Below are 13185 nucleotides of genomic sequence, written 5' to 3' on the forward strand. Positions count from 1 at the left end.
GTAATACAATAAATTGTCTCTATATATGGCTTGTCCATGTCAGATCAAATAAGCATAAATAATCTATCAAAAGTCTACGATAATGGCTTTGAAGCCTTAAAGAAATTAAACCTAAACATTAAAAAAGGTGAAATTTTTGCAATGCTTGGACCAAATGGTGCAGGTAAAACTACCCTTATAAGTATTATTTGTGGAATCGTTAGACCATCTTCAGGAAAAGTTACTGTAGATGATTTTGATATCATTGATGATTACAGAGAAACAAGATCCAGAATTGGATTAGTTCCACAAGAATTAACCCTAGAACAATTTGAAACAGTTTTTAACAATGTTTCATACTCGAGAGGTTTGTATGGAAAAAAACCAGATCCAAAACATATTGAAAAAATTTTAAAAGACTTAAGCTTATGGGATAAAAAAGATTTAAGATTAAGACAGTTGTCTGGAGGAATGAAGAGGCGGGTATTAATTGCAAAAGCATTGTCTCACGAGCCAACTATATTATTTTTAGATGAGCCAACAGCTGGTGTTGATGTTGAATTACGTCAAGACATGTGGAAGGTAGTTGAAACTCTAAGAAAAACTGGTGTTACAATTATTCTTACTACTCATTATATTGAAGAAGCAGAAGCAATCGCTGATAGAGTAGGAGTAATCAATCAAGGAGAAATTATCGTTGTTGATGAAACAAAAGAATTATTGAAAAAAATGGGACATAAAAAGCTTACAGTAGATCTTCAAGAAGAAATTACTGAAATCCCAAGCAGTTTAGATAAGTATAATCTAGAAATTGGAGAAGATAAGAAATCAATCAATTATACATATAATGTTAGAGCTAAAAGCACTGGAATAACTAACTTGTTACAAGATTTAAAAGATGCAGATTTAAAATTACAAGATTTAAAAACTGAACAAACTACTTTAGAGAAAATATTTGTGACATTAGTAAAGGAGAACAATGAAGTTTAATTATTACGCATTTAGAGCAATGTACTTGCATGAAATGGATCGATTTAAGAGAACATTGATGCAATCATTGTTTTCACCTGTTCTATCAACCTCACTTTATTTTATTGTTTTTGGTTCTGTAATTGGTGGATATGTAGAAAAAATTGATGGAATTAGTTATGGATCTTTTATTGTTCCAGGTCTTTTAATGTTAACATTGTTAACCCAATCAATCAGTAACACTTCATTTGGGATATTTTTTCCAAAATTTAATGGAACTATTTATGAAATTTTAGCTGCACCAATTTCAACTTTTGAAATTGTTCTAGCTTTTGTGGGTGCTGGCGCTACTAAAACTCTTATAGTCGGATTAGTTATATTTTTAACATCAACGTTCTTTGTTGAAGTTCAAGTGATGTATCCATTGTTAATGATATTTTTATTAGTGTTGGTAGCATTTACATTTGCTCTATTTGGTTTTTTAATTGGTTTAATGAGCTCTAATTTTGAGCAAATGTCTATCATTCCAACTTTAGTTATTACACCAATGGTATTTTTAGGTGGTAGTTTATATTCTTTAGATATGTTGCCTGAGTTTTGGCAAACAGTTACTTATTTTAACCCAGTTGTTTATTTAATTAATGGTTTAAGATTTGCCTTTTATGGTGTTTCAGATTTCAATATTTGGGTGAGCGTTATTTCAATGGTAGTATTTTTGATGTCATGTGTAACTGTGGTTACAGTTCTATTGAAAAAAGGATACAATATTAAATCTTAACTATTAGCTATTTTCTTTTTTGGATCGTAAAAAGGTTTTTCTACTATTGTAGCAGAATATTTTCCTTCGTGAGTTTCTATATCTAATTTATTACCTAATTCTGAATGATTAACTTCAATCATTGCAAGTGCAATATTCTTTTTCAATCTAGGTGAATATACAGCTGAAGTTACCTTACCAATTTTCTTACCATCTTTTTCGATCGGCCAAAAAGTTGTGTTTGGTCCTGACAAAGGATCACAATCTATTAAAAGACCAACTTGTTTTCTTTTAATTCCTTCTTGCTTGATTTTTTTAAGTGCTTCTTTACCTATAAAATTTATATCAGTATCTAAATTAACTAATCGATCAAATCCTAATTCAAATGGATTTGTATTAATATCTGCATCTGCGTGATAAGAAAGCATACCACCTTCAATTCTTCTAATAGAAGATGTATGACCAGGCTGAAGACCATGTTCTTTACCAGCTTCCATTATTTTTTCATAAAGTTTATTACCTCTTGAACCATCTCTTAAATATATTTCATAACCAAGTTCACTTGACCAACCAGTTCTTGAAACAATTAATGGAATTCCATCAAGCTCGTATTCTCTAAGCCAATAATATTTAAGATCTCTGATATCTTCACCAAATAGTTTGACCATTATTTCTTGTGAGGTAGGGCCTTGTAACTGTAGAGGGGATACATCTGGTTCAGATATCTTAACATCTAAACCTGAATTAACCGCAACACCTTGCGCCCATAACAAAACATCACTATCAGCCAAAGATAACCAAAAATGGTTTTCAGCCAGTCTTAATAAAACTGGATCATTTAAAATTCCACCATCATTATTTACAATTAAAACATATTTACATTGTCCAACAGATAACTTTGAAAGATCTCTAGGAGTTAAAAGCTGAGTAAATTTATATGCATCAGGACCAGTGATCTCGACTTGTCTTTCAACTGCAACATCACATAAAATTGATTTTTCAATAAGGTTCCAAAAGTTTTGCTCAGGACTTCCAAAATCCCTTGGAATATACATGTGATTATATACAGAAAAACCTGTTGCCCCCCATTTTACAGTAGCATCGAAATAAGGAGATTTTCTAATCTGAGTTCCAAAACCAAAATTTTTATTAGACATTTGTGAGCATTAACAGTCTGAGTATTAATTACAAATAAAAAAACTAGCCCTAGTTATACTAAGGGCTATCAAAAAAAATGGAGAGGGAAGTTATTTTTTTTTAAAACTGTTCAGATTCAGTAGATCCAGCCATTGCTGTTGTCGAGCTTTGGCCACTACTAATAGTATTTGATACTGCATCAAAATAAGATGTACCAACTTCTCGTTGGTGTTTAACGCTAGTATAGCCATCTTTTTCTCTAGCAAATTCTTGTTGTTGAATTCTAGAATATGCAGCCATACCTTCTTTTCTATATTTCTCAGCAAGCTCAAAAATTGCAATGTTTTGAGTATGAAATCCAGCAAGAGTAATGAACTGGAATTTGTAACCCATTTTAGCAATTTCTTGTTGAAATGAAGCAATCTCATCATCACTTAAATGTTTTTTCCAATTGAATGATGGAGAACAATTGTAAGCTAATAGTTTTCCAGGAAATTTCTCATGAATTGCATCTGCAAATCTTTTGGCTTCAGCTAAATTAGGAGTAGCTGTTTCACACCAAATTAAATCAGCATACGGTGCATAAGCTAAACCTCTAGAGATAGCTTGTTCAATTCCATCTTTAACATAATGAAAACCTTCAGGAGATCTCTCACCAGTTAAAAATGGTTTATCATTTTCATCAAAATCATTTGTAATAAGTTTTGCAGCATTGGCATCTGTTCTTGCTAGTATAATCAAAGGAACTTCTGCAATATCAGCAGCTAATCTTGCAGCTTTTAAGTTCTTGACCATTGTGCCAGTTGGAACAAGAACTTTTCCACCCATATGACCACATTTCTTTTCACTAGCTAATTGGTCTTCAAAGTGAACACCTGCAGCACCAGCTCTTATAAATTTTTTAGTTAATTCAAATACATTTAATGGTCCACCAAAACCTGCTTCACCATCAGCTATAATTGGAAGCATATAATCAACTTTTTCCTCAGGTTTCATATCACCATCTTGCATTTCCATATGTTGAATTTGATCTGCTCTAATTAAAGAGTTGTTCATAGATTCAACTAACTTAGGAGCACTATCATAAGGATATAAAGATTGATCTGGATACATTTCTCCAGCAGTATTAGCATCTGCTGCTACTTGCCAACCACTTAGATATATTGCTTTTAAACCTGCTTTTGCATGTTGAACAGCTTGGTTACCCGACAAAGAACCAAGGGTATTAACATAAGCTTCAGTATTTAATAATTGCCAAAGTTTTTCAGATTGATTTTTGCAAAGTGAGTACTCAATTTTAATTGAACCTCTTAATCTCTCCACTTCTTCATCAGTGTAGTCTCGTTTGATGCCTGCGAATCTTTTTAACTCATAAGAGATTTTCTCTGCGCTCATTATTTATAATCCTTTGTTGAAGAAAATTGAAAAAGTTGAATTAGTTACTATCGTTTAAAGCGTCGATTAGTTCACTCATTCCACTTGAACCCCAATCACAATGATCATCTCTCATGTAAATTCCTTTATTATGATGGTGATCTAAATCCTCTTTTTTGATGATTTGAGCTTCATTTTCTGTGTTTTTTAAGTTTTTATCCATACGAGTCATATATTTTACAAAATTTACAAAATCTATAAAAAACGTTAAAAAGCTTTGTAAATAGGGAAAAAATATTGTAAAAATAAATTTACAAAATTTACAAATAGTAAAATGAGTCAAATAGATCTTAAAATAGGGCCAAAAATAAGAGCTTTTAGAAGACAACTTGGGCTGCAAGCTAACAAATTAGCTGACGATTTAAGCATTTCTCCTAGTTATTTAAACTTAATTGAAAGTGGTAAAAGAAAAATAGATGGCGATTTACTATTAAATGTTTGTGAAAAATTAAACATTCAATTATCGGATCTTACATCTAAAACAGATATTAATCTTCAAAATACAATTTCAGAAATTTTAGATGATAGTTTGTTTGAAGACTTAGATATTTTAGGTCCAGAAGTAAAAGATTTAGTAAGCACAAATCCAAAGATTGGAAAAGCAATCGTTAGATTGGGAGATATTCTTAAAAAAAAAGATCATGAATTAATAAGTAAGATTGAAAAAATATCAGGAAAAATTGTAGATAATAGAAAAAATTCTTTTCCTGGAGAAGTGGTAGTTGATTTTTTTCAAGAGAATAAAAATTATTTTCCAAAGTTAGAAGAGTTTGCAAATAAAGTTTTTAATAAAATTCAAAAAAATAATCGAACAAGATATTTATCTCTGTGTGATTATTTACTGTCAGAATATTCAATAACTGTAAAAGATGTTATTCCGGATGAGAGTAAACCATTTTCAAAAATCTATAACAAAAGTAAAAAAGAGTTATTACTAAGTGATTATAGTTCTTTAGAAACAAAAAAATTACATGCTGCCTCTCAAATTGCACAACTGGGTGCAATTAAAGATGTTGAATATTATTTAACTAAGTTTAGTTTTCCATCGGAAGAATCGAAAAAACTTACTAAAGTTGCTTTGTTAAATTATTGTGGTGCTGCAATTTTGATGCCATACAAACTATTTCATTCTGAATGTAAAAAATTAAAATATGATTTAGAATTATTGCAAAATACATTTGCAACTTCATTTGAACAAGTAGCCCATAGAGTTACATGTTTGCAAGATCCAAAACTACCAGGTATTCCATTTCATTTTTTAAGAGTTGATATGGCTGGAAATATTTCAAAAAGATTTTCATTATCTGGAATTGATATTCCAAGATATGGTGGAGCTTGTCCAAGATGGAATGTTTATACTGCATTCACTACTCCAGGAGTTTTACATACAGCAGTTAGTAAAATGAATAATGGTGAAAAATATGTTTGTATTGCAAAAACTGTAGAAAAAGGAATTGGAAGATTTGGTCAATCTAAAAATGTATTATCTATAGGTTTAGGTTGTGAGGCAAAATATGCAAAAGATTTTATTTATACTGAAAATATGAACATTAATGATAAATCAACGGAAATTCCTATTGGTGTTTCTTGTAGAACCTGTGACAGATTAGATTGTTCACAAAGAGCATTTCCACCACTACATAAAAAATTCGACGTTGACTTAAATAGTCGTGGGGTTTCTGTTTATGTTAGTGACGATAAATCTTAAACTATGATTAAATATATTTTACCAGCTATAATAATTTTTCTGATCGTATTATTTTGGGAAAAAATAACTGATTTTGTTGAGAAAAAGTTCAACATAAAGCTAAATTATATCGTTGTTAGTTCTATAGTTGCTGCAATAGCAATTATCCTTTTGCTCCTTAATTACTAGGATTTATGAACAGCATTGACTTATCAACTTATAAATTAGATGAAGCGGATGGTGTTTTTACTTATAAAAATGAAAATACAACACTTGGATTTGTTCGATTTAATGAAAAGGGAGAAGTCGAATACATTTTTGTTAATCCAATTTTTAGAAAAAAAGGAATAGCAACAAAATTATTACAGTTAGTTAAACAAAAAACAGGAAAAGAAATAATTCTTCAAGAACCAATTAGTCCTTTAGGATCAAAACTATTAAATTCATTAAACAAATGGAAATAAACTTATTATTTTTCTTCACAGTAGTTCCAGCAATAATTTTATACGGTATTGCAAAATCAGGTTTGGGTGGATCAATGACATTAATATCTATTCCATTAATGACCATTGTGATGCCTTTGAATCAAGCATTAGGAATAATTTTACCAATTTTAATATTTTCAGATTTTATTGCAGTTTATAAATATAGAAAAGAATATGACTTAGGAACTTTAAAGTTAATGGTTCCATTTGCTGCCGTTGGAATATTAATTGCTTCTTTCACGTTCACATATTTTTCTGAAGATTTGTTAAAATTTATGATTGGTTTAATGGGATTTATATTTGCAGGTCATTATTTCTTTTTTAAAAAAGATAAAGAAGCCAAATCTCAAAAAAATTCTATCAAAGGAAGTATTTGTTCTGTTATAGCTGGATTTACAAGTTTCTGTGTCCATGCAGGAGGAACACCTGTAAGTGTTTATATGCTTCCTTTAAGGATGCAGAAAGAAATTTATGTGGGAACAAGAATTATATTTTTTACCTTTGTTAATCTAATAAAGCTTCCTTTATATATTAACCTTTCAATGACAAATTTAGCAACTTTTAAACAATCTGTATATTTATTTCCTCTTGCTTTTATAGGAATACTAATTGGATATAAATTAATTAAAATTATAAATGAAAAATTATTTTATAATATTTTATATATTTTAATTTTTATAAGTAGTTCAAAACTTTTATATGATTATTTAATATGAAAAAAAAATTTAATCCTAGAATAAAAGCAAGAATAAGAAAAAATAAACAAGTTTTTAATAAAAAAATTGATAATTTTTTTGGTTGGGTAAAAGGTGCTAAACTTGTTGAACTTAAAGAATGTAATGTAGAGGAAGATCCAGTTCGACCAGAATTAGATAATGAATTTAGAACAGGATTTGGAAGAAAAATTTATGGTGTTGAGTATCAAGGCGAAATCCATGCTGTTATGTGTTTTGCTTATACAAATGAAATTCCCAAAAGTGTCGAAGAACTTGAAAAATTAAGTACTGATGCTTTTCTACAAAGTGCGATGAGAGATCAAAAAGGTGGACAAATCGCTATTGCTTATACTGTTTGGTCAAAGAAAAAAGGTGGAGGAAAGTTAATTGTAAAAGAAGTGTTTAAAAAGATAAAAAAATCCAATCATTTAAACAGATTAGTAACACTTTCACCTTTAACAGAGATGGCAACGAATTTTCATGAAAGAAATGGAGCAAAATTAGTTCAAATTAATGAAACAACACAAAATTTTGAATATAAAATCATTTAACCATGAGGATAAAAAAACAATTAATTCTTCTATTTTGTACTTTCTTTCTTTTACCATATTCTATTGTCATGGCTAATGAAGAAGCAAAGTATGAAGTAGTTGATAAAAATGAAATTTATGAGATCAGAAAATATTCTGATCGTTTAGCAGTTGAAACCTCTAGAGCTGGAATAGATAGTAATTTTAGAAAATTATTTAATTATATTTCTGGAAGAAATGATGCTCAAGAAAAGATAGCAATGACTACTCCGGTTACTCAAGTCGAAAAAAATGGAAATATGACTATGCAGTTTTATTTACCTTCAAAGTTTAATTCAGATAATGTACCTAACCCAAGTAGAGATGATGTAAGAATAGTAAATATTGAAGGAGGATATTATGCTGTACTTAGATATTCTGGCAGAGCTTCTGATGGAAATTTCATAAAACATAAAGAAATCCTAGAAAAAGAGTTAAACAAAAATAATATTTCAATTATAAGTCCACCTATTAGAGCTACATATGATAGTCCTTTTACCCTTCCAATGAATAGAAGGAATGAGGCAATGTATAAAGTGGAGTTTAATTCATGAAGTCAAAATTTAAAGCAATGGTGTTATCTTGTATGGACCCAAGATTTCAACATTTAGTTCACAATCATTTAAAGAAAAAAAAATTAACTGGTAAGTACAGTGCTTTTACAATTGCTGGTGCTGCAGTAGGGGTCACACACAATAAATTTAAAAAATGGCATAATACTTTTTATGATAATCTTGGAACTTCAATACAGCTTCATAAAATAGAAAAGCTTATTGTTATAAATCACAAAGATTGTGGTGCTGCAAAAATTGCTAATGGAAAAAAAGAATTTACACCAGCAAATGAAAAAAAAATACATCAAGACTCATTTAATAAACTTAAAAAAGAAATTAAAAAAAGATTTCCAAAACTAAAAGTGGAATTAAATGTAATTGCTTTAGATAGTAAAATTACAAAATTTTAATTATTGATTTCTAATCAAAGGATAAACTTTTGGATTTAGATATTTTAAATTTGTTAACATAATCAATATCAATGTTACAAATCCGATTGAAAAACCTAAGTAGATTAAAACTTTAAAATCAAACATCCATACAAGTTCAAAGATATTTTCCATAATAAATTTTGAACCAATTACTGCAAAAAATATTGCAATCAGTATGACTGATTTAAATATAATGATAAATTCTATTAATGATGAGAGGATTATTTCTTTTTTTGAAAAGCCTAGAATTTTAAATACTAAGTTTTGATACTCTTTGACCTTACCTTGAACCATAATTGCACTTGAAATAACAATTAAACCAATCACAATAGTTACAGCTGATATTAGAGTAACTGCAATGAATACTTTATTTAAAACAGCTGTTACTTTTGTCAGATAATCTGCAATTTTAATCATAGACAAGCTAGGCATAACTTCCAGCATTTCAGTTTCATCAAATTTATCAGAGTTAAATTTTGCTGTTGCTAAATATTCATGAGGAATATTTTGAGCGAACTGAGGATTAAATAGCATTGCAAAGTTAATACTTAAATCTCGATAATCAACTTCTCTAAAATTAATCACTTCGCCATCTATTTCTCTTCCATATATATTTAGAGTAAAAATATCTCCTAATTGAATGTTAAAATCTCTTGCAACTTTAGCATCTAAAGATATCTGAAGTTGATTTGGTTTATTCAAATCCCACCATTCTCCAGCAACTAATGGATTATCTTCAGGAACATCTTCAACCCATGAGGATCTTCTCTCACTTCCTATTACCCAATAACTATCATTATCAGGTTTAATATAAGTATTTGGATTAATGCCATTAATTTTTGTAATGCCAGATGAGACCATAGGAACCACTTCAATATCCGCATCCGGATCCATTTTTAATATCCCTTGTTCAAATTTTTCACGCTCTCCTTTTTGAATTCCTACAAAGAAATAATCAGGTGCAATATCAGGAATTGATTTAGCAATTTCTCTTTGAAAATTTGTTCCAACCAACGCCAATGTTAAAAGTAAAGTAACTCCTAAACCTAAAGACATTATAGTAATTGGAGTGATACTTTTAGTTTGAGTGATATTCTTAATTGATACCTTTAATGAAATATTGGAGCTTGATTTAAATTTTTTAAGAAAAAATATAATTATTCTTGAAAGAAAGAAAAACACAATCAAGCATACAAAAAATGCAGCAAAGTATCCAAGACTGTAAGTTGGTTGTTCGGAGCCAACTGTAAATAATAAAACTAAAATAGAGAGCAAAATAAAACTTAAAACAACAGACTTTTTTGAATAATAAAATTGTAAGTTTTGAAAAACATTTCTAAATAAATTTGAAGCTTTTACTTGGTCAATTGAACTTATTGTTGGGATAGAAAATATTATAAGTACCAACAAACCTACTAAAAATATTTTAATAAAATTTACAATAGAGAATACTGGATAAACATTTAATCCAAGTCCATCTGATAAGTATTTGTCGGCAATAGGGACTATTAAAAAACTAGAGCCATAAGAAATAACAGTAATTACAAACAACAATATTAATAATTGAAGATAATAAAGTGTCTTTATATTTCCTGAGTAAAATCCAACTGCTTTTCTAACTGCAATTGACATATTGTTTTGATTAATAAAAGAGAGAAGGGTGTTTGCAATTCCAATACCAGCAATCAACATCGCACTTATGGAAACAAGCGATAAAAATTGTGAAAAATTGTTAATTATTCTCTTTATTCCACTTGCTGAATTTTCAGGATAACGAAGCTTTACTTTTTGATCATCTTTAAAAATATTCTCAATTCGTTTTTCTAACTCTTCAGGGTTATCTCCTTCGTTAAATTTTACTTTGTATTCGTAGTTCAAAAAGCTTCCAATCCCGTTTAGTTTTAATATCTCTAAGGTTTGTGTTCCAGCAAGTGCCCAATCACCAAAAGCAACAAATCCACTTACATCTGGTACTGATTTTATAATTCCAATAACTGTAAAGTTTTGGTCTTGAACTTTAACTTGTTCATTAAGTTTTATATTTAGTGTTTTTGACAAACTTTCATTAATTAAAATAGTGTTTGGTTCTTTTTGCATTCGCTCATATGCACCTTCAGGTTCAAATACTACTTCGCCGTATAATGGATATTTTTCATCAACGGTTTTAATTCTAGTAAATAAAGATTTATTTTTTTCTCTTCCAGTTGTTGAAAGCATAGTACTGAACTCAATCATTTGAGATACAGTTGCAAATTCTTTTACCTGATTAACTAGATCGAGATTTCCTTGGTTACGATTGTAATCAATTTCTAAATCACCACCCAATAAAGCTTTAGCATTATCGTTTAGTTCTTTTTTAAGACTATCTTCAATAGTAAAAATAGCACTTAATATAAAAAGGCTTATAAATAGAGTAACAATAATACTTGAGATTTTGTGATAGTTTCTGCTTAAATCTTTTAAAGCATATTTAAAAATCAAACTAAATTCAGATCGATTATTTAATTTTTCCATCTTTTATTTTGATTTTTCTTTTTGCTTTGTTTGCAAGTTTTGGATCGTGCGTTACCATGATTAAGGAAGACCCTTCCTCTTTTACATATTTAAATAGAATATCTGAAATCATTAATGAGTTTTCAGTATCCAAGTTTCCAGTAGGTTCATCAGCCAGGATTAATTCAGGCTTCATTGCTATAGCTCTTGCAATTGCAACTCTTTGCTGTTCACCACCAGATAACTGACTAGGTAAATTATTAAATCGGTGCTTTAAACCAAATCTATCTAACAAATTTTTTGCCTCACTCTCAGGATTTTTAAAATTATTTAATTCTAATGTTAAAGCAACGTTTTCAACTGCTGTGTAGTTTGGAATTAAATAGAAAGATTGAAATATAATTCCAATATTCTTCTTTCTAATCTCTGAAACTTCATCTTCATTTAAACCTGTTATTTCTTGATCTTGAAAAACAATTTTACCTGAAGTTGGTTTTTCTAGTCCTCCAACCAACATTATTAAACTAGTTTTACCAGATCCACTTTCACCTACGACAGAAACTGTCTCTTTTTTCTTAATGGTTAGATCAATATTCTTTAAAACACTGATACTTTCTTTACCAGTTTGGTATTTGAGATTTATTTTTTTTAATTTAAGAAGATCATTCATGAATAAAAGTTTATTTATAAAAATTTTGATGATCTTTCTAGTGCACATAAACGCTTTCGCAATAGAAAAGGTTGTCTTATTTGGCGATAGTTTGATGGCTGGATATGGTTTACCTAAAGAACATCATTTATCTGTAGTATTAGAAGATAATTTTAAAAAAGATGGTTTAAATATAAAGATAATTAATGGCAGTGTTTCTGGAAGCACATCTTCAGGAGGATTAAATATTGCTGAATGGAGTTTATCTGAACCCGGTATTGACTTAATCATTTTAGGTTTAGGCGCCAATGATATGTTGAGAGGAATAAAACCAGAAGAAACTGAGAAAAATTTAGAAGAAATCATAAAGATAGCAAATAATAAAAAAATCAAAATTATTATTGCAGGTATGGTTGCTCCAACAACACATGGTGCTGAATACAAAAAAAGGTTTGATGCAATCTATCCAAAACTATCAAAAAAATATAACTTACCCTTGATCCCATTTTTACTTGAAGGAGTGGCACTCGATCCAAGTTTAAATCAACAAGATGGAATTCACCCAAACAAAGAAGGAACAATTAAAGTAAGTGAAACTATTAAAAAAAGTATTATTAATATTTTAAATTAAATGAATAAATTTTTATATAATCTTAAAGAAAGCAGAATTTTTCAGTTTGTTGTTATTTCAATTATCATATTAAATGCAATTACAATTGGGGTTAACACTTATGAATTAAGCGATCTCACCAGACAAGCAATTAATTATTTAGATTATTCAATTACTATATTTTTTGTAATTGAAATTATAATTAGATTTGTAGGAGAACCTAAAAAACTAAAGTTTTTTAAAAGTGGATGGAATGTATTTGATACTTTAATTGTTTTAATTTCATTAATTCCTATACCTAATAATTCTAGCTTCTTACTTTTAAGATTATTAAGAGTATTTAGAGTATTAAGAATTATTTCAGTTGTTCCAGAATTAAAAAAAATCATTGAAGCGCTGCTTACTTCCGTCAAAAGAGTGTTTTATGTTGGATTATTATTGTTTATCATTCTTTATATATACGCAACTATAGGCTCAATTTTATTTAGCACAGATATTCCTGAAAGATGGAGCGATGTTGGTGTTGCTATGATTACGTTGTTTCAGGTTTTAACTCTATCTAGTTGGGAACAAGTAATGTTGCCATTACAAGATGTTTACTGGTGGGCTTGGATTTATTTTTTCAGCTTTATAATTATATGCGGAATTACAATGCTTAATTTGTTGATTGCGATATTAGTGGACGTAGTAATCAATCAGAAAAAGTTATAAGACC

15 protein-coding genes are annotated in these 13185 nt (G+C 29.1%); 10 read left to right on the forward strand and 5 right to left on the reverse strand.

The genetic code is table 11. The features are described from left to right. The first annotated feature begins 36 nt into the window (after window positions 1-36). Together ACTTAW_RS03875 and ACTTAW_RS03880 are read left to right on the forward strand one after the other, a co-directional pair. Entirely contained in the window at window positions 37-969 is a 933-nt protein-coding gene (locus ACTTAW_RS03875) for an ABC transporter ATP-binding protein (RefSeq protein ID WP_440651212.1), read from the forward strand. Beyond that, complete coding sequence (locus ACTTAW_RS03880) at window positions 959-1726, forward strand: ABC transporter permease (protein ID WP_262589435.1); 768 nt, start codon at window positions 959-961, stop codon at window positions 1724-1726. Before ACTTAW_RS03875 ends, ACTTAW_RS03880 begins: the two co-directional genes overlap by 11 nt. Here ACTTAW_RS03880 and ACTTAW_RS03885 read toward each other — a convergent pair. The 3 genes from ACTTAW_RS03885 to ACTTAW_RS03895 all read right to left on the reverse strand — a co-directional run bounded on the left by ACTTAW_RS03885 (window position 1723) and on the right by ACTTAW_RS03895 (window position 4439). Continuing rightward, a complete protein-coding gene (locus ACTTAW_RS03885) occupies window positions 1723-2862 on the reverse strand; it encodes a glycine cleavage T C-terminal barrel domain-containing protein (protein ID WP_440651213.1) in 1140 nt (379 codons plus the stop codon). The two genes, ACTTAW_RS03880 and ACTTAW_RS03885, sit on opposite strands and share 4 nt — an antisense overlap. Before the next feature lie 100 nt (window positions 2863-2962). Beyond that, window positions 2963-4237 carry an isocitrate lyase gene (gene aceA / locus ACTTAW_RS03890; RefSeq protein WP_440651214.1) on the reverse strand — a complete coding sequence of 425 codons (1275 nt, stop codon included), beginning with the start codon at window positions 4235-4237 and terminating at the stop codon, window positions 2963-2965. A 40-nt stretch (window positions 4238-4277) separates the two neighbouring features. Further along, window positions 4278-4439: a hypothetical protein gene (locus tag ACTTAW_RS03895; protein ID WP_262589431.1), complete on the reverse strand. Its 162-nt coding sequence runs from the start codon at window positions 4437-4439 to the stop codon at window positions 4278-4280. A gap of 111 nt (window positions 4440-4550) precedes the next feature. Between ACTTAW_RS03895 and ACTTAW_RS03900 the strand changes: the two genes are divergently transcribed. From ACTTAW_RS03900 to ACTTAW_RS03925, 6 genes are all read left to right on the forward strand, one after another. Further along, complete coding sequence (locus ACTTAW_RS03900) at window positions 4551-5984, forward strand: helix-turn-helix domain-containing protein (RefSeq protein WP_440651215.1); 1434 nt, start codon at window positions 4551-4553, stop codon at window positions 5982-5984. Window positions 5985-6157: 173 nt separating this feature from the next. Further along, complete coding sequence (locus ACTTAW_RS03905; RefSeq protein ID WP_440614542.1) at window positions 6158-6427, forward strand: GNAT family N-acetyltransferase; 270 nt, start codon at window positions 6158-6160, stop codon at window positions 6425-6427. Next, window positions 6418-7164 (forward strand): sulfite exporter TauE/SafE family protein, encoded by a 747-nt coding sequence (locus ACTTAW_RS03910; RefSeq protein WP_440614541.1) that lies wholly within the window; start codon window positions 6418-6420, stop codon window positions 7162-7164. Before ACTTAW_RS03905 ends, ACTTAW_RS03910 begins: the two co-directional genes overlap by 10 nt. Next, the gene (locus tag ACTTAW_RS03915; protein WP_440651216.1) at window positions 7161-7715 is read left to right on the forward strand and encodes a hypothetical protein; all 555 of its coding nucleotides are present in this window, start codon (window positions 7161-7163) and stop codon (window positions 7713-7715) included. The genes ACTTAW_RS03910 and ACTTAW_RS03915 overlap by 4 nt, the downstream gene beginning before the upstream one ends. Before the next feature lie 2 nt (window positions 7716-7717). Continuing rightward, a complete protein-coding gene (locus ACTTAW_RS03920) occupies window positions 7718-8287 on the forward strand; it encodes an SOUL family heme-binding protein (protein ID WP_440651217.1) in 570 nt (189 codons plus the stop codon). After that, window positions 8284-8697, forward strand: a complete 414-nt coding sequence (locus ACTTAW_RS03925; RefSeq protein ID WP_440614538.1) for a carbonic anhydrase — start codon at window positions 8284-8286, stop codon at window positions 8695-8697. Before ACTTAW_RS03920 ends, ACTTAW_RS03925 begins: the two co-directional genes overlap by 4 nt. On the opposite strand, the gene ACTTAW_RS03930 is transcribed toward ACTTAW_RS03925, so the two are convergent. Together ACTTAW_RS03930 and ACTTAW_RS03935 are read right to left on the reverse strand one after the other, a co-directional pair. Beyond that, window positions 8698-11232 (reverse strand): ABC transporter permease, encoded by a 2535-nt coding sequence (locus ACTTAW_RS03930; protein WP_440651218.1) that lies wholly within the window; start codon window positions 11230-11232, stop codon window positions 8698-8700. Then, window positions 11216-11881, reverse strand: a complete 666-nt coding sequence (locus tag ACTTAW_RS03935; protein ID WP_440618580.1) for an ABC transporter ATP-binding protein — start codon at window positions 11879-11881, stop codon at window positions 11216-11218. Before ACTTAW_RS03935 ends, ACTTAW_RS03930 begins: the two co-directional genes overlap by 17 nt. Between ACTTAW_RS03935 and ACTTAW_RS03940 the strand changes: the two genes are divergently transcribed. Continuing rightward, window positions 11880-12491, forward strand: coding sequence for an arylesterase (locus ACTTAW_RS03940; protein WP_440614535.1), 612 nt, complete (start codon window positions 11880-11882; stop codon window positions 12489-12491). The two genes, ACTTAW_RS03935 and ACTTAW_RS03940, sit on opposite strands and share 2 nt — an antisense overlap. Continuing rightward, on the forward strand, window positions 12492-13181 hold the full coding sequence (locus ACTTAW_RS03945) for an ion transporter (RefSeq protein ID WP_440651219.1): 690 nt from the start codon (window positions 12492-12494) through the stop codon (window positions 13179-13181). Window positions 13182-13185: the final 4 nt, after the last annotated feature.

Origin of the sequence: Candidatus Pelagibacter sp. HIMB1495 (assembly GCF_052047955.1) — a bacterium.
Taxonomy (GTDB): domain Bacteria; phylum Pseudomonadota; class Alphaproteobacteria; order Pelagibacterales; family Pelagibacteraceae; genus Pelagibacter.